Here is a 19603-nt window from a genome sequence, read left to right on the forward strand (position 1 = left end):
GAAGGCGGGGCACAGTCATCGACGGAACCCCGCCCGAACCGGCAAACCAACGAGGCACCCATGACAGACGCAGAAGATACGAAAGCCAAACTGAAAAAACTGAACGCCCAGGCGACCGCGCTGAAAATGGATCTCCACGACTTGGCCGAGGATTTGCCCACCGGCTGGGAGCGAATCCTGGAAGTCGCGGAGAAAACCTATCAGGCCTATCGTGAACTGGACGAATTCCGCAAAACCAGCGCTGGTTAGGAGTCTACGATGAGCGAATTTACGGTCACCCTACCCGGGGGCAAGGTATGGACCCCCAAATTTGTCGAGATCATCGACCAGGAGAAATGTATCGGCTGCGGACGCTGCTATAAGGTCTGCGGACGCGAAGTCCTGGAGATGGTCGGAGTCAACGAGGACGGCGAAATAGTCACGCTCAGCCAGGACGAGGACGAGGACGACGAATACGACAAGAAAGTGATGTCGATCGCCAACGTCGCGAACTGCGTGGGGTGCGAGGCTTGCGCCAAGATATGCCCCAAGCAGTGCTATACCCACGAAGCGGCGGCAGCCTGATGCCAGCCCCCATGCGCCAGCCCATCCCGAACGCTTCGGCGCCCGTTCCCTCGGCGGTTCATTACGATCCGCTGATGGGCTACGCCCGCGACCCGCAGGACTCCGTGACCCGCACCTTCGTTTCGGCGATCGAGATGGCGCGGAGTTCGTCCCGGCTGACGGGGCGGGCGGCCTTCGGGCTCGATGCGGATGAGTTCGAGGGGCTGCTCGACCGGTATTTTCCGGGCGCCGCGAGCATTTATCTCACGCCGGCGTTGAAAGCATCGCTTGCGGGCACCAAAACCCGCCGGATAGAGACGGACGAATTCGAAGATCTCGTGGCGCTGCTTTTGGAACACCGCGGCGACGACAGCCGGGAGAGCCGCTGGCTGGCTTACGCGATCGCCGCCTGCTGCATGGGGGACGACCATCTCTGGCAGGACATGGGCTTGCCCGACCGAAAGGCCTTATCCGATCTTCTGGCACGCCGTTTTCCCGTGCTGTTCGCTCGAAATACCGGCGGCATGCGCTGGAAGAAGTTTTTCTACAAGCAGCTCTGCGAACGCGATGGGGCCTTCGTCTGCCGCTCCCCCAGCTGCGCGGAGTGCGTCGAATATTCCAATTGTTTCGGACCCGAGGAGGAAAGCGCATGGCAACCGGCGAAGCGATGACCGTACCGGGACTCGGCAAGGCGCCTCCCGCGGGCGCTTGCACCGCGGCGGAATCGCCCCCCGGGTTATGGCAGGCGGTTTTGGAACAAAGCGGAGCGCGGTTCGACGATTCCGGAGTCATCGACTTTCGGCATGTCGAAGCCGAGCGCCGGCAGGCGCTGAGCGCCGATGTGATGGCGGACCTGTCCCATTACGGACTGATCGAAGTCAAGGGCGACGACGCCCAGAAATTTCTGGCGAGTCTATTCACCGGCGACGTGCGCCTGGTGTCGGCGGAAAAGGGACTGTTCACCGCCTGGTGCGACGCCAAGGGAAGGGCGCAGGCGACGTTCTGGCTGTTCGTGCACGACGGTGCCTTTCACCTTCTTCTGCCGAAAGGTCTCGTGAAGTCGGTTTTAACCGGATTGAAACTATACCTTCTCAGGGTCAAGGCGACTCTCACTGATGCCGGCAACGACCTGGTCCGCGTCGGTTTATCCGGTCCGAGCATGGAATCCCGGCTCGCCGCCTTGTTCGGCGCGCCGCCGCCCGAACAGGCCGGGGATACCCGCAGCTACGGGGCTTGCACCCTGATGGCGATCACTGGACAACCGCACCCCCGCTGGGTTCTTGTCGGCAGCGCGGCGGCGGTTGCCGAAACGTGGAAAAGCCTTCTGTCCAGTGTTTCGCCCGTAGGGCGGGACGCCTGGTCTCTGCTGGACATTTTGGCCGGCGTACCGCTGCTGCTGCCGGAAACGGCCGGCGAGTTCATTCCGCAGATGCTGAACATGGAGGCCCTGGGCGGCCTGTGTTTCACCAAAGGCTGTTATCCGGGACAGGAAGTCATCGCGCGGCTGCATTACCGCGGGCAACTCAAGCGTCGCCTATACCTGGCCTACGTCGCCAGCGATTCGGTTCCGCCGCCCGGTACCACGCTTCATATCGAAGGCATTGCGGAAAGCGTCGGAACAGTGGTCTCCGCCACGCGCCATCCGGATGGGCGGACGGCTCTTCTTGCGGTGGTGAAGATCGAAGAAAAGGATCAAGGGGAAGTTCGGTTAGCGGATGCTCAAGGACCTGGGCTTCGCTTCATCGAATAGCGGAGTTCCAGACGTAGGTCGGCAATCCTTTGCCGACACCGCAGGTCGAACATCCGTTTTCGTCGGCAAAGCATTGCCGACCTACATCTGGGATTTAGAAAAATCAGGAGTCCGGTACAAACCGGTATGATCCTTTACAAAACAGACCGGGCACATGGTTTACATCCATTAAGGTATTGGCGAGGAGGAAACGCCGATGCCGTGGAAAGAGACCTGTGCCATGGACCAACGAGTTCAATTTATCGGTGACTGGCTGAGTGGACAGTACACCAAGACCGATTTGTGCGCGTTTTATGGGATCAGTCGCCCAACGGGCGACAAGTGGATTGATCGGTATCAGCGGTGGGGGCTGGACGGGCTCCAAGAGTTGTCGCGGGCAGCCCAGCATCACCCCAATGCGGTTGTCCCCGAGTTGTGTGAGCGGATGGTGCGGTACAAGTTGAAGCATCAGTCGTTTGGTCCGAAGAAAGTCATGGATGGTTTGCGTCGGGAAGATCCGACGGTGAACTGGCCTGCGGACAGCACCGCGGGTGAGATTCTGAAGCGGGCCGGTCTGGTGGCGCCGCGGCGGCGTCGTCGGCGAGTACCGCCGCACAGCCCGCCGTTGGCTCATTGTGACGGTGCTAATGCGGTGTGGAGTTCGGACTTCAAGGGCGACTTTGCGCTGGGCAATGGGCGGCGGTGTTATCCCCTGACGATCACTGACAACTTCAGTCGCTACCTGTTGCAGTGCCGGGGGTTGCCCCAACCGACCTGGGCCGAGACCCAACCGTGGTTCGAATGGGTGTTTCGGGAATACGGCTTGCCCGAAGCCATCCGGACCGACAATGGCGCCCCGTTTGCCTCGTTGGCGGTGGGCGGCTTGAGTCGGCTGTCGGCCTGGTGGATTCGGTTGGGGATCCGTCCTGAGCGGACTGAACCCGGCCGCCCGGATCAAAATGGCCGGCATGAACGGATGCATCGGACGTTGAAAGCGGCGGTGGTGGTTCCCCCGGCCGCGACCCTGGAGGCTCAGCAGCAACGTTTTCACCGGTTTGTCGCGGAATATAACGACGAGCGCAGCCACGAGGCGCTGGAGCGGCGCACGCCCAGCGAGCTGTACACCGCCTCGCCCAGGGCTTATCCCGCGAAGCTGCCGCCTGTGGAGTATGCCACCGGAGTAACGGTCCGCCGCGTGCGGCAGAACGGTGAAATCAAGTGGAACGGGCATTTGCTCTATGTCTCTGACCTTTTGGCCAAGGAACCGCTTGGCTTGAACCAGATCGACGAGTTCCTGTGGGAAGTGCGCTATAGCTTTCACCTTCTGGGGGTGCTCGATGAGCAAACCCAGAAAATAAACTCTCCCAGCCAATGGCATGGAAAGGGAGAAAATTTGTAAACCATCCGCCCGGTTTAATTTGTAAACCATGCACGGCTTGCACATCCCCTCTCTCCGCGAAAGGGAGAGGGAATCGAAAAACGGGCGAGTTGGACGGTAGGCGAAATCGCCTTATCGCGGTGCCCGGCGGGTTACGGCCGCCGCCTAATCCGCCCAACAACGCTACAAGCCACCGAAAGACAATCGATCCAAGAACAAATGGAGACGTTATGACCAGCAGAATCCGCGAACTCAAAGTCGACGTTAAAACCGTTTATCTCGGAGAAGAAACCCATCGCGACGGAGAACGTTACGTATTCGCCTACACCGTGACCATGGAAAACACCGGCACCGTTCCGGCGAGGCTGCTCGGCCGACGCTGGGTGATTACCGACGCCAACGGCAAGACGATCGAAGTCGTCGGTGAGGGCGTGGTGGGGGAGCATCCGTATTTGCGCCCCGGCGAAGCGTTTCAGTACACCAGCTCGGCAATGATCGAAACCCCGGTGGGCAGCATGCAGGGCAGCTATCAGCTGCTGGCCGACGACGGGGTGCCTTTCGAAGCGCCCATCGCGCCCTTCCGGCTGGCGATTCCGCGTACTCTCCATTGACCGGCAACCTGACAAGAGCATGACCTTGAACCATCCGCCCAACCAAACCTATGCCCCTTCGGCAGCCGCCGGCTTGGTGCCCATCGTCGTCGAGCAGTCCCCGCGTGGCGAAAGAGCGTTCGATATCTATTCGAGGCTGCTGAAGGAGCGGGTCATCTTTCTGGTCGGCCAGGTCGAAGACTATATGGCCAACCTGATCATCGCCCAATTGCTGTTTCTGGAATCGGAAAACCCCGACAAGGACATTCACCTTTACATCAATTCTCCGGGCGGGTTGGTCACCGCAGGCCTCGCCATTTACGACACCATGCAGTTCATCAAGCCCGATGTCAGCACCCTGTGCATAGGCCAGGCGGCCAGCATGGGCGCCTTGCTGCTGGCGGGCGGCGCGGCGGGGAAACGTTTTTCTCTACCCCATTCCAGGATCATGATCCACCAGCCTCTGGGCGGGTTTCGGGGACAGGCCAGCGATATCGATATCCACGCGCGGGAGATCCTGTCGCTCCGCGATCGCCTGAACGGGATACTCGCCAGGCACACCGGGCAGCCCATCGAAAAAATCCGGGCCGATACCGACCGCGACAATTTCATGAGCGGGGACGACGCCAAAAGATACGGCCTCATCGATAACGTACTCAGCCAGCGGAATCGGCCTGGCGACGAGCTTTGACGCGAAAGGCGGCATGCCGGCCGGACACGGGCATGACCGAATCAACATCCAGCTAAGAGGGTAAAAGCAATGAGCGACGAAAAAAACGGCAAGGAAAGAGGCGGAAAGCTTCTCTACTGTTCATTTTGCGGAAAAACCCAGCATGAGGTCAGAAAGCTTATTGCAGGTCCGGCGGTATTCGTCTGCGACGAATGCATCGAATTATGCAACGACATCCTTCGCGAGGAGTTGGAAAGTACTTCCGATGGTGGGGACAAGCTTCCCACACCCAAGGAAATCAAGGCCATATTGGACGACTATGTCATCGGCCAGGAAAGACCCAAGCGGATTCTCGCGGTCGCGGTTTACAACCACTACAAAAGGCTGCGCGTCAAAGCCCACGCCGGGAAAAACGACGTCGAACTGGCCAAGAGCAATATCCTTCTGATAGGGCCTACCGGTTCCGGCAAAACCCTGCTGGCGGAAACCCTGGCGCGTATCCTCAACGTGCCCTTCACCATCGCCGACGCCACCACCCTGACGGAAGCCGGCTATGTCGGCGAGGACGTGGAAAACATCATCCAAAAGCTCTTGCAGAAATGCGATTACGATGTCCAAAAAGCCGAGTCGGGCATCGTCTATATCGACGAGATCGACAAGATCTCGCGCAAATCGGCCAATCCCTCGATTACCCGCGACGTGTCCGGCGAGGGCGTGCAGCAGGCCTTGCTCAAGCTGATCGAGGGCACCGTCGCATTGATCCCGCCCCAGGGCGGGCGCAAGCATCCGCAGCAGGAATTCCTGCAAGTCAACACGGCGAACATTCTGTTCATCTGCGGAGGTGCGTTCGCGGGTCTCGACAGGACCATCCGGGCACGTTCCGAAAAAGGCGGCATCGGTTTTTCCGCCGAGGTGAAAAGCAAGGAGGACCGCCGCAATGTGGGCGAGATCTTAGCCGGAGTCGAAGCGGAAGATTTGATCCGTTACGGCCTGATCCCCGAGTTCGTCGGACGGCTGCCGGTGGTGGCGACGCTCGAAGAGCTGGACGAGGAGGCGCTGGTCAAGATCCTGACCGAGCCGAAAAACGCTCTGGTCAAGCAGTACCAAAAACTGTTCGAGATGGAAGGCTGCGACCTCGACATCCATTCCGACGCCCTGAAGCTGATCGCCCAGCGCGCCATCGAGCGCAAGACCGGCGCGCGCGGCCTCAGAACCATACTCGAGAACGTTCTGCTCGACACGATGTACGAACTGCCGTCCGACGAGTCGGTGACCAAGGCCGTCGTCGACGAAAGCGTGGTGCGCGGCAACAACCCGCCCTATCTGGTCTATCGAACCGAAGAAAAGCAATGCGCGTCGGCTTGAGCCGCCCAGCGGAGTCTTGGCTTATCGACCCGGCGCGGCGACAAGCCGCGTGAGTTAGGCCTAAGCGCGTACCGGCTTGGGCGGCGACCCGAAAGACCAGGAGGGTATTTACGGGCCTGATTAATAGTTTGGAGGGCTTTTATCGTGGAAACTGAATCGACCGACAACGTTCATCCTGCGGAGAACCGCGTTCCGGTGCTGCCTTTGCGCGATGTGGTGGTCTATCCGCAAATGGTCGTCACCCTGTTCGTCGGGCGGGAGAAATCCATCGCGGCGCTGGACGATGCCGTGCAATCCGGCCAGAAAATCCTGGCCGTGACGCAGAAGGACCCCAAATGCGACGAGCCGGAGTTCGCGGACTTATACGAAACCGGCACCCTGTGTGCGGTCGATCAGCTTTTCAAGCTGCCGGACGGTACCGTGAAGGCGTCGATCAAAGGCGCAAGGCGCTGCCGAATTAAGGAGTATCAGGTGGCCGACAGCCATGACATGGCCCTCGTCGCGCCGCTGCACGATCAAGTCAATTTAAGCATCGCGGAGATGGACGCCCTCATGCGTATCGTCACCGGCGCTCTCGACCAGTATGTCAAACTCGATCATCAGATTCCGCGGGAAATCGTAAACGCTCTTCCGGATATCTCAGAGCCAGGCCGGCTGGCCGATACCATCGCCGCGCACATGGCTCTCAAGATCGAAGACAAGCAGGCGCTTCTGGAAACGGTCGATATCGCCGCCCGCTTCGAAAGACTGATCATGGCGATGGAAAGCACGGTCGACCGCCTGGAGGTGGAAAAGCGCATCCGCGGACGAGTCAAGCAGCAGGTGGAAGACAACCAGCGCGAGTATTATCTGAACGAACAGATGAAAGCGATCCGGAAGGAACTGGGGGAATTGGGCGAGACGCCCGACGAGTTCGACGCGCTGGCGGAAAAGATCGTCAAGGCGAGAATGCCCAAAGCCGCCCGCGCCAAGGCCGAATCCGAGCTGGACAAGCTCAGGCGGATGCCTCCGATGTCGTCGGAATCGACGGTGGTTCGGAATTACCTCGATTGGATGATTGACCTGCCCTGGAAAAAACGCAGCAGGGCCCGCTTCGATCTGAAGCAGGCGGAAGCGCTGCTCGAGGCCGAGCATTACGGCCTCGACAAGGTCAAGGAACGCATCTTGGAGTACCTGGCGGTGCAACAGCGCGCCGGTAACGCGAAGGGACCGATCTTGTGTCTGGTCGGGCCGCCCGGCGTAGGCAAGACATCATTGGGCCAATCCATCGCCCGCACCACTAACCGCAAATATGTCCGCATGGCCCTGGGCGGGGTGCGGGACGAAGCCGAAATCCGCGGGCACCGGCGCACCTATATCGGCGCACGGCCCGGCAGGATCCTTCAGCACCTGGCCAAGGCGAAGACCCGCAATCCCTTGTTCCTCCTCGACGAGATCGACAAGATGGCGATGGATTCACGCGGCGATCCCGCCTCGGCCCTGCTCGAAGTGCTGGACCCCGAACAGAACCGCGCGTTCAACGATCATTTTCTCGAGGTCGATTTCGATTTGTCGGAGGTGATGTTCGTCGCCACCGCCAATACCCTCAACATCCCCGGCCCTCTCCTGGACCGTATGGAAGTGATCCGCATCGCCGGCTATACCGACGACGAGAAGATCAATATCGCCGCTCGCTATCTCGTTCCCCGGCAAGTCGGGCGGAACGGTCTTAGGGAAAATGAAATCCAGATCACCGATTCTGCCTTGCAGTCCATGATCCGCCATTACACCCGGGAAGCCGGGGTGCGGAGCCTCGAACGGGAAATCGCCACGATTTGCCGCAAGGTCGTCAAGAATCTGCTGCTCAAACCCGGAACCAAGAAATGCGTGGTGACGCACCATAACCTGGAAGATTTTCTGGGCGTGCAGCGCTACCGTTACGGCCGCGCCGAGGAGACCGACCGGGTTGGCCAGGTGACCGGGCTCGCGTGGACCGAAGTGGGCGGCGAATTGCTCACCATCGAATCCGCCGTCATGCCGGGCACGGGCCAGCAGATCTATACCGGAAGGCTGGGCGAAGTCATGCAGGAGTCGATCCGCGCCGCGATGACCGTGGCCCGTTCCCGCGCCGTCGAGCTGGGTATTTCTCCCGGTTTCTATCAAGCCAGCGATATGCATATTCACGTGCCGGAAGGGGCCACGCCCAAGGACGGCCCCAGCGCCGGGATCGGCATGTGTACCGCCCTGGTCTCGGCCTTGACCGATATTCCGGTGCGGGCCGATGTCGCGATGACCGGCGAGATCACCCTTCGCGGCGAGGTACTGCCCATCGGCGGCTTGAAGGAAAAGCTCCTGGCCGCCCATCGCGCAGGCATCAAGACGGTGGTGATCCCTTACGAAAACGAAAAGGATCTGGCCGAGATTCCCAAGAACGTCAAAAAGGATCTCAGCATCCTTCCGGTTCGCCGGATCGACGAAGTGCTCGGCGCCGCGCTGCTGCGCCAGCCCGAATCCCAGGACGCGCCGTCCCTGCCCATCGAACAGGACCGCGCTGCCCATGGCGTCGAAAGCGGGGTGGCGATTGCTCATTAAGAATCCTAAACAAGCCTTTGCCCTTAGGGCAGAGATATCTACACAAGGCGTCACCCCGGCAGGGAGTACTCGCCCCTTCCTTGGGGCTTGTCCTTCGGACCGTGCTCCACACGTCCAAATTCGCTCCCCGCGAATTTGTGCCGGGGGCCAGAAGCCAAGGACGGCAACGGCTGGTCACATCCATGTGTCCTGGATTCCGGCAATCCATGCCGGAATGACGGCTGTAGGAACTTGCGCAGATACCTGTGCAACTTTGGGGGTGAGCACCGTTTAGCCGTAAATCGGCAATCTCTTGCCAACGAGCTCTGCTCAAACAGTTACGCGCTTCAGCGTTTTTTATAGAGGAACCTTATGGCCAACAAGATCGGTATATTTTTCGGCTCGGACACGGGTAACACGCGGCGCGTCGCGAAATCGATCGCCAAGAAACTGGGCGATGCCGCGGATGCACCCGTCGACGTGAAGAAAGCCAGCCCCGACGACCTGCTCAAATACGATGCGCTGATCCTCGGCACCCCGACCCTGGGCGACGGCGAGCTGCCGGGCCTTTCCGCCGGCTGTAGCGATGAAAGCTGGGAAGAGTTTCTGCCGAAGCTGGAGGGCAAGGATCTGAACGGAAAGGTCGTGGCCCTGTTCGGACTGGGCGATCAGGAAGCCTATGGTCACGAGTTCGTCGACGCTCTGATCCTTCTGTACAACTTCGTCGTCGAAGCCGGCGCCAAGGTGGTCGGTTTCTGGTCCACCGACGGATACACGTTCGAGAAATCCAATTCGATCATCGACGATAAGTTCGTCGGTTTGGTCATCGACCACGAAAACCAGAGCGACGAGACCGAAGAGCGCATCGATACCTGGCTGGCCGAGATCAAGCCGGCTCTGCTGGGTTAAAGCGCTTTTCGCTACAGTGGCGGCGGCGTAGGTCGGCAATCCCTTGCCGACGGAAACGGTTGGTCGGCCCTCTGCGTCGGGAAAGGATTCTCGACCTACGTTACGAGGGCTCATAAGTCGGCGATCTTGCCGATGTACGGATTGAAGAGAGAGGTGATGTCATGCTGGATACGGTCATAGTCGGAGGCGGATTGTGCGGCTTGGCGCTGGCCGCCGATCTGGAGCGCCAAGGGCGATCCTATCTCCTGTTCGAGGCTCGCTCTCGCCTGGGCGGGCGTATTCTCTCGGTGCCATCGGGCACGTCCGGGATGGCGCTGGACTTGGGTCCGACCTGGTTCTGGCCTGACATCCATCCGCGCATCTCGCGCCTGGTGGCCGATCTGGGACTCGCCTCCTTCGCCCAGCACGACCAGGACGATGTCCTCGGCCTCAAGAACGCGGACGGCAAGCTCGAATCCCTGGGCAGTGCTCCGGTCCATAACGGCGCCATGCGATTGGAAGGCGGCATGGCGGCTTTGGTGCATGCCCTCGTGGACCGGATTCCCGAAAGCCGGCTGCGCCTGGAGCAGGCGCTTATTGCCGTGGAAGAGCGGGGCGATTGCGTCGCTCTCCATTTTCGCTGCGGCAATGCCTTATCGGTAGTCGAAGCTCGCCGGGCGGTACTCGCCATTCCGCCCCGTGTGCTGGAGGAGCAGGTCCGGATGGAACCCGCGCTCGACGACGAACTGTGCCGGGCGATGCGGGAAACGCCCACCTGGATGGCCGGAGAGGCCAAAGCCATGGTGGCCTTCGCTCGCCCCTTTTGGCGCGAGGCGGGCTTGTCCGGCAACGGTTTCGCCCGGCATGAGCAGGCGGTACTCGGCGAGATTTTCGACGCCTGCGACGCCACCGGAGAGAAGGCCGCCCTGGGAGGCTTCGTCGCGCTGTCGCCGGAGCAGCGCGAGGCGTTTAGAGTGGGCATGCCGATGCTGATCCGGAGCCAGTTGGTCCAATTCTTCGGCTCGGAGGCGGAGCTGGGCGAACAGCATTATCAGGATTGGGCGACGGAACCGTTCACCTGTAGCCGACTGGACGTCGTGCCGCCTGATCAGCACCCGGAATACGACAATCCTGTCTTGAGCCGGGCGTACTGGGACGGAAAGCTTTTGTTCGGCGCTTCGGAAACCGCCCGCTACGGCGGCGGCTATATGGAAGGCGCACTGGAGGCCGCCGCGCGGATTCAGCGGCAGTTGGCGGAAGTTCCGGTCAACTCGACCAACTCCAACAGCCTCGCGCGCTTCCGCGAATGGGTGAGCGGCCAAAGGCCCGCCGCCCTCGAGCATTACCAGCGGAGCCTGCACCGCCATCTCTCCACTCAGCAGCGGGATCAATTGACTCAACTCTCACTGTTGGAGACGGTGGAGGACATTTACCGCGAAGCCTTGCGGCAACTCGATGAACTGCCTCTCGAAGGGGGCTCGGTGGCTGTCGTCGCCGGCCGGTCGGACCTCACCCCTCCGATTCTTGCGCCGTTCACGGGATTCAACGATGCGCTGATCGACGAGGCGCTGCGCTTCAATCGCAGCTCGTGCGCCCTGTCCAACTTTCCGGTAGAGCACGATCCGTCGCCCGATTACGTGCAGACCATCCGCAGGGATCTGGCCGCCGCTTGGCGCGAATTCGCGCTTACGGTCAACGCCCGAATCGTGGCACGCACCGCGGCTCCGGAGCTGGCCGACTGCGCATGAGTGCGTTGGTTTAATTTCAGGCGAAAGGGCAGCGAGGCGTGCTCGGAACAAAACGCTTTTCAAGGTTCAGAAAGCCATGATCTATATCGTCGAAATTCCCCATGAAGGCCGGGCGTCCGCGTGGTTCGCATTCGACCGGGACGATTTCGTCCGCAAGGTCCGGGCCGCGAAAGAATCCGGAGACACCACGGTCTTTGCCGCGCTGAGCCCGCGCCAGCGTCTCGAAGCGGCAAGCCTTGCGCCCGACTCACCCGGCGCCCGGGCGGCGCAGCCGGCCGTTTTCGACGATGCGGACCGCCACGGCTGGGACACCGTGCTGTACCGGGCCGATTTTCTTCTGAGCCCCGGTCTCTGGCAGGCCGAGCCGGTATCGGAACTCGAGGCTTGCGCCGCCGCCGTCGCCCACGAACGGAAAGCCTGCCGCGTGTATCTGTCCGATAACGCCGCGGTAGCGGCGCTGTATGGAGACCCGCTCTATGACGGACGGGAAGGGTTTTACGCACACATGGCCTTGCGCGAGCAACTCATCGCCATGGAAGCCATTTCGGACGATTTATGACGGTCGAACAACTGATAACTGCCTTGCTGGAAATGCCGAAAAACGCGGTCGTGCTTTACGAAGGCGATGCCGGCTACGCTCTTGTCGGCGGCCTGCATTTGCAGGAAAACGGAAACGAGCTGCCGGATGAGGTTATCCTGTTTCCCGATATGAACGAATGAGGCTAGGGATACCAGGCTCGATGGATGCCACGGCTGTGCTGTTTGCCAACGAAGCCTTCTATCACGCGTTTTCCCAGCGCGATTTCGACGCCATGGAGCGGTTGTGGGCGCGGGAGTGGCCGGTGCTCTGCATTCATCCCGGCTGGCCGGTGCTGACCGAACATGCCGCCATCATCGAAAGCTGGCGGCGTATTTTCCAGAATCCGGCGACCGGCACGGTAACTCCGCATTACGCCAGAGCCTTTGTCTACGGCACCGTCGCCACGGTGGTGTGCTACGAAGAAATTCAGGGAGCGCTGCTGGTCGCCAACAATACGTTCGCGATCGAGAGGGACGAGATCCGCATCGTCCATCACCACGCATCCCATTGCGCCAATCCGCCGCCGCCGGAACCTAAGGCCGCACCGGCGGTGCAGTAGTGCGCCGGGATAGTTGAGGTCTTATTCAATTCGGCATTCGAGTGGACATTGATCGTAGGATGGGTTAGGCCGCCAGACCGCAACGCACCGAGCGGCCTCGGACCTGTCCTGAGCCAAGTCGAAGGGGCGGTGGGTTACGCTCGGCTAACCCACCCTACAAAAATGAATTCCTTCATTGAAAACGATTTGGAATTATTTCGGCTAATTAAGTTAGGTGGTCAAATGCAAAGCACGATCAGGCAAGAAACGATACCCCAACGAACCATCACGATAGAAGGCGAGCACGCGAAACTGGCGTCCCCGGAGGAGATTGCCGATGGCATTCGGGCGGCCGTGGAGGTGTTCGAGCGCAACGGCGTCGATCCGCTGGATTGCGCCGCGGCGATCGAAAAGCTCGAAAAGGATGAGTTGCTCAACCGTGACGAAGCCTTGCTCTGCGTCATCTGGGATCAGGCCGAGGAAGCAGCCTTCAGAGCCGTTACCGTGGGTTGGCTAAGCCGCGCCGTGGACATTCGGATCGCGGTTTCCTGAGCGATAGAACAGAACTGTCGGCAAGGGATTGCCGACGGATCAACATCGTCAAGTAGGTCGGGAATCCTTTCCCGACGCGGCTGAGCTCGGCAGTCGTACTTCGCTCTTTCAGCGCCCCTGTCGCTTCCGACGAACGACGTTTGTCGCGCATGCGGTATGATCCGCCTAACACCAACCCTTCTCACCTCAACTCGAAGCTGTGAAGTTAAGGCGTTATTAGTTCGTAGGGCGGAATAGCGTACTCGCGTATTCCGCCGAATGAGAACTGAATGTTAGGCTATCAATAAGACCATTATGTACGAACTGGCAATATTGATTCATGTTATCGGCGCAACGGTTTGGACCGGAGGTCATATAGTCCTTTCGGTTGCAGTATTGCCTGATGTGTTGAAACATAAGGATTTAAACTACATTCGCCGGTTTGAATCCGGTTACGAAAAGATAGGGATTCCAGCCTTAATCGTCCAAATAGTATCCGGTTTATATCTGGCAAGCTTTCTCATACCAGAGGTTTCGCAGATCTTTGATTGGGCGAATCCTGCGGTTAAGTTGCTATGGGTAAAATTATCTTTGTTGCTGATTACAGCCCTGTTGGCAGCCGACGCTAGGCTGCGAGTAATACCGAATCTGAGCGCTTCAAATTTAAATTCTCTTGCGTTCCATATCATTCCTGTAACGGTGGTTTCAGTGCTGTTTGTGATATCCGGCGTTTTGTACAGATTTGGGTGGTTCGCTTAACTCGAACGATGCGCTTCGTGCCTCAGCGCATCCTACGCGGGCTTATTTCGGTCTACAAAGTTGCGGCAGCATGGGGAAAATTGCGGACTGGAGCATTTTGGGTTCCGATGTATAGTCTAAGTTCGTAGCGGCCGTTTACGGCGCCTGGTTTCGAGCCGGTCTGTCCTGTACGCCGGCGACTTTTGTAAAACCCTTTTGGGCCCCTTCCGGTTACGTCTCTTAGTCCAGGGTGTCACGTTCCGGATACCGTTTGTCTCTGATGCGACAGGTGCTCGGTTTTTGTTTCGAGAAACAGATTTCGGCTATCCGGCGTGCAGGATTTCCGTATGAACAAGGAGGATCAATACATGACTGCTTTCAGCTTCAGCAGAGTTCCTCGTAGACATTTGCTGCTTTTCGCGGCGCTGTTCGGTTCGACAGTAGAGTCCGCCGAGGCGGCCACCCTCACAGTGGGTGCGATTGACGCCAACGGCGTGGCTTGCACCTTGGCCGATGCCATCGTCGCGGCCGATAACAATATCAGCGCCGGCGGCTGCCCCGCGGGTTCCGAGGACGATACCGACATCATTGAACTCACCGGCGACGTCATCCTGGCGGAAGCCTTGCCCGAGGTGAGGAGCTACTGCAGTCCGGAGCCCGATCCTTGTGCTGAGAGTGTTCAAACCCGCATCACGATCAACGGCCACGGTCATTCGATCGCACGCTCGCGCGATCCGGATACCCCGGAATTCGACCTGCTCACGCTTTTTGCGCTTTGTGGCGAGGGCATCTTTATGCCCCCGCCGATCGTCATGCTGAATGACGTTGTGCTGAAACATGGCCAAACCGGCATTTCGTTGAAGGTTGCGACCCTCGGCATCGAGTGTCCGCCGGAGCTTGAGCTGGTGAATAGCCGTATTACCGACAACAGCGGCGATGGCATCTCGGCGCGCTTTGCCTCGATGCGGCTCACGAACAGCGTGATCGAGAGCAATGGCGGCCGCGGCATCGGAGGATACGCTACCGACATTCATTTGACGGACAGCACCGTCGCTCATAATGCGGATCGTGGTGTCTCGGCCCTTGGCGGCCTTCCATTTTATGAGAGACGAGGGGTGCTCTCCGTGACCCGCAGCACCCTCGCCGGCAATACCGGGGGTGGCGTCGAAGTTGCCGGTCTTCACGCCACGCTCGTGAACAGTACCGTGTCCGGAAACGGAAATACCAAGACTACTGGAGGCGGCATTCACGTGATACCCAGCGATAGCAGCGATGAGCAGCCGGTAACCGAATTAACGCTCATCAACACCACAGTTTCCGATAACGTCGCTGAGCTTGGCGGAGGCGTATACCGCGACAGCGGAGAGCACCGGATCTTTATCGACAGAAGCACTGTGATCAATTCGATTCTTGCCGATAACACCGGCGGTGACTGCATGAGCGCCCCCGGCACCACGCGCATCGCCTTCAGCGGGCAAAATCTGATCGAGGACGGCGGGTGTTTCGACCCGAGCTATTCGAATCCCCCGCTGATCGGCGATCCCAAGCTCGGTCCCCTTGAGGACAATGGCGGGCCGACGCTGACCCACGCGCTTCGAAGGGACAGCATAGCGCTGAATCGGATTGCCTTCATTCACGACGTGAACGGCAATCCTCTGGGCTGCGAAGGTACGACCGACGGCGTTTCCGCCGGAGTCGTCACCGATCAGCGCGGGGTCAGCCGGGCGCGGCCCGATGACGACTTTTGCGACATCGGCGCTTTCGAACGCGCCTTCCCATCCGCCGCGGGCGAATGCAAGAACGGCGGCTACAGGAAATTCGGCTTCGATAGGCTTGAACAGTGTCTCCGGTACCTGACCCAGCGGAAAACGCAGTCGCATTAGAGCGTTTTTGCGTCAGGCTAACGGGAATGAGAAGTCTTCTGTTCGGGTTGAAAAAGCCGCAGGACGCAACCCCCGACAGGAGCACAAATCATGACGAAATGGGAGTTTGTCGGCGGGCCTGCTGACGGCGGAGATGGCCCAGTGGGTACCGGCCGAAGAGAAACCGCCGCGCAGCGGCTTATCTGAACGACGGCTTCCCCTGCGGCTAGAGCGTTTTCCGAGTCGGTGTAAGGGATTCGGATATGTAGATACCGTCTTAGAAATCACGATGCAAGCCCATGATTGGGATCGAACGGTCGGCCGGACTTAAGGACGCCGTAGGCCAGGACGAGGAGCTTGCGCATGGCGGCGCCGACGATGAGTTTGCCGTTCTTGCCTTGGGCTTTAAGGCGCTCGCAGAAGGCCCGGATCAGTGGGTTATGGCGCCGGGCGACGATGGCCGGCATGTAAAGGGCCTTGCGGAGCAAGGCATCGCCGGTCTTGGACAGGCGGGTGTGGCCTTTCCACTTCCCGGACTGGTGCTCTTTGGGCGAGAGGCCCGCAAAGGCGGCGACGCTGCGCGCGTTTTCGAAGCGGTGAACGTCGCCCAGGGCGGCCAGCAGCACCGGGATGGTGGCGTCGCCGAAACCGGGGATGGTGTCGAGCAGGTCACGCCGTTGGCGGAGGTCCGGATCGTGGTCGATGTGCTCGCGGATGCGTTGTTGGGTAGCGGCGATCTCGGCGTCGAGGGTGGCGAGCACGGCTTCGATGGAGGGGCGTACGGTGGGGTCGGCCCCGTCCAGGCGGTTTTTTTCCATCTGCCGCATCTCGAGGAGGCTCTCGAGCCGACGCACTAAGGCTTGTAATGGGCGCACGGCCGGCGGAGGCGGCTGCCAGAGCAGCGGCCGTTGGCTGAGACAGAAGCGGGCGATGCGCTTGGCATCGCTTTTATCGGTCTTGGTGCGGCTCAGTTCGGCTTGGCCGAAGGCGTGGATTTGGGCGGGGTTGACCACGCTGACGGCGAGGCCGTGGTCGACCAGGAACAGGGCCAAGCCCTCACCATAGCGGCCGGTGGCCTCCAGGCATACGTGGGGCGTTGGGAAGGCTTGCAGCCAGGCCAGGAACGCCTTAAACCCTTCGGGCGTGTTCTGGAAGACCTTGGTTTTGTACTTGCCGTTGCGTAGCGCGGCGGCGTCGAACTTGGCTTTGGCGATGTCGATACCGATGGGGCTGAACGTCATAGGGTCTCCTTGGTCTGCGTTGACGATGGGGCAAAGTGCTGACCGATCGAAACCGCTCCTGCCGGGTTCAGCCTTATCCATCCAGGGTGTTGCCCAAGGCAGCCCTACGATACCGTTCGAACTCTATGGCGAGGAAGGGACGCTGGGGGACGATCTACGGCGCGGGCTTCAGGCCCAAGGTCGGCAACGTCTTGCCCAGCGTCTGGGTCCGATGATCAGTCGGAGATTCTGCCTCTTGTGGAATCCAGAATCGAGATATAAGGTCGGCAATCCCTTGCCGACGTATCGGCTCGGCGAAGGGCGTTGTCGGAAGGGCAGCTCTGGCGCTCCCAGAGATGCCGTTTGCGATTGGAAGGGTCGCGACTAAAGCGACCGTTTGCGATTGGAAGGGTCGCGACTAAAGCGACCGTTTGCGATTGGAGGGATTCCCAACCTACGCGCGAGTGCCCGTACAGTAGGTATGAAAATGCTCTAAGTACATTCCGTAAACTTTTACGGAATCTCGACAGATTAGTTTGATTGGCGGGTTTCTCCTGTAGTGGTGCGTATGCCGCAAGACATTCCCTGAATGTACTTAGATCTTGCATTAGACGGGCATTAACTTACTCGGAGGTAAAGCGATGAAGAAGCGTATAGTCAGGATCGTGTCCATCGGAATTGTCCTTAACCTGTTCCTGGCGGGCACTACATGGTCGGAGGAGGCTAAGGTCAAGTATCCCGAAGCTTATCGAGACTGGACGCACGTAAAGTCAATGGTGATCCAGCAAGGGCATCCTCTCTATGATTCCTTCGGCGGAATTCATCATATCTATGCCAATGACGAGGCACTGAAGGCCATGACCAAGGGCGATACCTATCCCGATGGTTCAGTGCTGATTTTCGATCTCCTCGAGGCGAAGAGCGAGAACAATGCCATCGTGGAGGGTGACCGAAAAGTTCTTGGGGTAATGGAGAAGGATTCCGAGAAGTTCAAGGAAACCGGAGGATGGGGTTTCGAGGGATTCAAAGGAGATACCCAGGAAAGAGTGGTCAAGGACGCGAAGAACGAATGTTTTTCTTGCCATGTACCCCAGAAGCAGTCGGATTACGTATACAGCACTTACCGCAAGTAGTCATCCGATATCGATCGGGTATCCAGTCGGTTGCCTGGTGGGTTACGGCATTGCGGCCGCGACGACAGCGGAGGCGATGCGCCAGGCGGTTCATCAGTTCCAGCCCGACCTGGTGCTATGTCCGATGCTCGCCTAGGTCGGTCATTCCCCGCGACATTTGGAAACGGTACACGTGCATCATCCTCCATCCCGGAATCGTCGGTGACCGTGGCGGCAATTCGCTCGATTGGGCGATTCTGAACGAGGAAACGCATAAGGGGCCTCACCGCGGTGGAGGCCGCGGACCAGGTTGATTCCGGTGCGATCTGGGCGACCTACGAATTCAAGATGCGGTCGGCGAGCAAGAGCAGCCTGTACCGAGATGAGGTGGCGCGCGCAGCGGTCAAGGCCATGTTGGTCGCGGTGAGGCGCTTCGAAAGCCGCTTGTTCGTGTCGTGAAGGCCGAGTAGCGGCAAATCGACTGGAAATGCGATCCCGTCGCCACGATCCCGAGGAAGATCCGTTCCGCCGACGGCGCCCCCGGCGTGCTGGACGGGATCAGCGGGCGGCCTGAGCGATGGCGTGAACAACCCCCGTAGAGCGGAGTAGGGTACTCCGGTATTCCAATCACAAACGGTCATCCGGGGAGCGCCGGAACCGCCATTCCACCGAATGCGCCCTACGCGAGCTAATCCGTGAGATAGAAGGTGATGGTCGTAACGAGCCGGACCTCTTTCTCAATGCTCTTGGTGTCGCCGTACTCCTCGCCGACATCACGAATAATGAAGCCACCCTGCTGCGCGTCCCTTATGCCGCCAACCTTAACTCCGGCATCGGCCGCGAACTCGTTCGCGGCAATACGAGCGTTTGTAGTCGCTTCCTTTACCATGGCTGGCTTTATCTCGTTTAGCTTCGTGAAGTGATAGGCTGGCGCGTTGTTCTGTATATCAATGCCCTGGGCTATTAGCCTGTTTAGCTTCGATCTCGCTTCCGAAACCAAACGAACTTTGCCGGTTTCGACATCAATCGATCCGACAAGCATATGCCTCTCTTCGACAAGCTGTTGCTTGTCGTCCCGGAACTCTTTCTTCTCGTAGTCAATGACACCGGGCGAAACTTCCGACTTCTCAAAACCGCTTTCCAGGAGCAGCGACACGATCCGCGACTGATCAGCTTCCGACTGTTCATAGAGTTTTGACACCGGGGTCGTTCCGCTTCCGGATACGGTGTACTGGATCTTCCAATAGGCCCGATCCGCCTCGACCCGCCTCTCGGCTAGGCCCTTCACCTCCGCGGTGTTAATGCCGACCTTGGCGTTATACAACGTTTGGCTGACAAAGTAGCCGCTAACAGCGATTCCTAGGGAAAGGGCCAAAGAAACTACTAGAAGCTCAGCTCGACCAATGTTGTTCATCACATCTTCCCCCTGTTGTCCCCACTGTATCGCCTAGCGCCCTGCCGAGCGGCGCGGGGCATGAAAGCAAACAGACACCGCGGACGATCTTACGGAGTCCGGATACATTCGTTTAAGCCCTGGAACAAAGTTTAGGCGGTTTCCCGC

General features: G+C 59.4%; 21 protein-coding genes. 18 read left to right on the forward strand and 3 right to left on the reverse strand.

Annotated features, from left to right (window positions below):
• The first annotated feature begins 60 nt into the window (after window positions 1–60).
• From ACR2R1_RS22775 to ACR2R1_RS22855, 17 genes are all read left to right on the forward strand, one after another.
• Window positions 61–249 (forward strand): CCE_0567 family metalloprotein, encoded by a 189-nt coding sequence (locus ACR2R1_RS22775; RefSeq protein WP_077729069.1) that lies wholly within the window; start codon window positions 61–63, stop codon window positions 247–249.
• A gap of 9 nt (window positions 250–258) precedes the next feature.
• Complete coding sequence (gene fdxB, locus ACR2R1_RS22780; protein WP_077729070.1) at window positions 259–564, forward strand: ferredoxin III, nif-specific; 306 nt, start codon at window positions 259–261, stop codon at window positions 562–564.
• The gene (locus tag ACR2R1_RS22785) at window positions 564–1214 is read left to right on the forward strand and encodes a nitrogen fixation protein NifQ (protein ID WP_434112096.1); all 651 of its coding nucleotides are present in this window, start codon (window positions 564–566) and stop codon (window positions 1212–1214) included. Before fdxB ends, ACR2R1_RS22785 begins: the two co-directional genes overlap by 1 nt.
• Window positions 1193–2293 carry a YgfZ/GcvT domain-containing protein gene (locus tag ACR2R1_RS22790; RefSeq protein ID WP_434112098.1) on the forward strand — a complete coding sequence of 367 codons (1101 nt, stop codon included), beginning with the start codon at window positions 1193–1195 and terminating at the stop codon, window positions 2291–2293. The genes ACR2R1_RS22785 and ACR2R1_RS22790 overlap by 22 nt, the downstream gene beginning before the upstream one ends.
• A gap of 220 nt (window positions 2294–2513) precedes the next feature.
• The gene (locus tag ACR2R1_RS22795) at window positions 2514–3671 is read left to right on the forward strand and encodes an integrase core domain-containing protein (protein WP_434110856.1); all 1158 of its coding nucleotides are present in this window, start codon (window positions 2514–2516) and stop codon (window positions 3669–3671) included.
• A 209-nt stretch (window positions 3672–3880) separates the two neighbouring features.
• Window positions 3881–4261: a Co2+/Mg2+ efflux protein ApaG gene (apaG, locus tag ACR2R1_RS22800; RefSeq protein WP_077729073.1), complete on the forward strand. Its 381-nt coding sequence runs from the start codon at window positions 3881–3883 to the stop codon at window positions 4259–4261.
• 19 nt (window positions 4262–4280) lie between these two features.
• Window positions 4281–4931: an ATP-dependent Clp endopeptidase proteolytic subunit ClpP gene (clpP, locus tag ACR2R1_RS22805; protein WP_434112100.1), complete on the forward strand. Its 651-nt coding sequence runs from the start codon at window positions 4281–4283 to the stop codon at window positions 4929–4931.
• A gap of 69 nt (window positions 4932–5000) precedes the next feature.
• Entirely contained in the window at window positions 5001–6275 is a 1275-nt protein-coding gene (gene clpX, locus ACR2R1_RS22810; protein ID WP_077729075.1) for an ATP-dependent Clp protease ATP-binding subunit ClpX, read from the forward strand.
• Window positions 6276–6419: 144 nt separating this feature from the next.
• Window positions 6420–8846 carry an endopeptidase La gene (gene lon, locus ACR2R1_RS22815; protein WP_434112102.1) on the forward strand — a complete coding sequence of 809 codons (2427 nt, stop codon included), beginning with the start codon at window positions 6420–6422 and terminating at the stop codon, window positions 8844–8846.
• Between the two features lie 351 nt (window positions 8847–9197).
• A complete protein-coding gene (locus ACR2R1_RS22820; RefSeq protein WP_086135380.1) occupies window positions 9198–9734 on the forward strand; it encodes a flavodoxin in 537 nt (178 codons plus the stop codon).
• Between the two features lie 161 nt (window positions 9735–9895).
• The gene (locus ACR2R1_RS22825) at window positions 9896–11461 is read left to right on the forward strand and encodes a flavin monoamine oxidase family protein (protein ID WP_434112104.1); all 1566 of its coding nucleotides are present in this window, start codon (window positions 9896–9898) and stop codon (window positions 11459–11461) included.
• A 76-nt stretch (window positions 11462–11537) separates the two neighbouring features.
• Window positions 11538–12020, forward strand: coding sequence for a hypothetical protein (locus tag ACR2R1_RS22830; protein ID WP_077729079.1), 483 nt, complete (start codon window positions 11538–11540; stop codon window positions 12018–12020).
• Entirely contained in the window at window positions 12017–12181 is a 165-nt protein-coding gene (locus ACR2R1_RS22835; RefSeq protein ID WP_166642633.1) for a hypothetical protein, read from the forward strand. Before ACR2R1_RS22830 ends, ACR2R1_RS22835 begins: the two co-directional genes overlap by 4 nt.
• A 20-nt stretch (window positions 12182–12201) precedes the next feature.
• Window positions 12202–12600, forward strand: coding sequence for a nuclear transport factor 2 family protein (locus ACR2R1_RS22840; RefSeq protein WP_168175359.1), 399 nt, complete (start codon window positions 12202–12204; stop codon window positions 12598–12600).
• 222 nt (window positions 12601–12822) lie between these two features.
• A complete protein-coding gene (locus tag ACR2R1_RS22845) occupies window positions 12823–13131 on the forward strand; it encodes a hypothetical protein (protein ID WP_086135384.1) in 309 nt (102 codons plus the stop codon).
• A gap of 294 nt (window positions 13132–13425) precedes the next feature.
• Window positions 13426–13869, forward strand: coding sequence for a CopD family protein (locus ACR2R1_RS22850; protein ID WP_133718252.1), 444 nt, complete (start codon window positions 13426–13428; stop codon window positions 13867–13869).
• Between the two features lie 347 nt (window positions 13870–14216).
• Window positions 14217–15731 carry a choice-of-anchor Q domain-containing protein gene (locus ACR2R1_RS22855; RefSeq protein ID WP_434112107.1) on the forward strand — a complete coding sequence of 505 codons (1515 nt, stop codon included), beginning with the start codon at window positions 14217–14219 and terminating at the stop codon, window positions 15729–15731.
• Between the two features lie 263 nt (window positions 15732–15994).
• Here ACR2R1_RS22855 and ACR2R1_RS22860 read toward each other — a convergent pair whose 3' ends face one another.
• A complete protein-coding gene (locus ACR2R1_RS22860; RefSeq protein WP_434112109.1) occupies window positions 15995–16951 on the reverse strand; it encodes an IS110 family transposase in 957 nt (318 codons plus the stop codon).
• A 620-nt stretch (window positions 16952–17571) separates the two neighbouring features.
• On the opposite strand from ACR2R1_RS22860, the gene ACR2R1_RS22865 reads away from it, so the two are divergent.
• Window positions 17572–18063 carry a cytochrome P460 family protein gene (locus ACR2R1_RS22865; protein ID WP_086135387.1) on the forward strand — a complete coding sequence of 164 codons (492 nt, stop codon included), beginning with the start codon at window positions 17572–17574 and terminating at the stop codon, window positions 18061–18063.
• Window positions 18064–18377: 314 nt separating this feature from the next.
• On the opposite strand, the gene ACR2R1_RS22870 is transcribed toward ACR2R1_RS22865, so the two are convergent.
• Together ACR2R1_RS22870 and ACR2R1_RS22875 are read right to left on the reverse strand one after the other, a co-directional pair.
• Window positions 18378–18683: a hypothetical protein gene (locus ACR2R1_RS22870; protein WP_139841160.1), complete on the reverse strand. Its 306-nt coding sequence runs from the start codon at window positions 18681–18683 to the stop codon at window positions 18378–18380.
• 47 nt (window positions 18684–18730) lie between these two features.
• Window positions 18731–19456, reverse strand: coding sequence for an SIMPL domain-containing protein (locus ACR2R1_RS22875; RefSeq protein WP_434112112.1), 726 nt, complete (start codon window positions 19454–19456; stop codon window positions 18731–18733).
• Window positions 19457–19603 lie beyond the last annotated feature (147 nt).

It is taken from the genome of Methylocaldum sp. GT1TLB, assembly GCF_051027445.1.
Lineage (GTDB): Bacteria > Pseudomonadota > Gammaproteobacteria > Methylococcales > Methylococcaceae > Methylocaldum.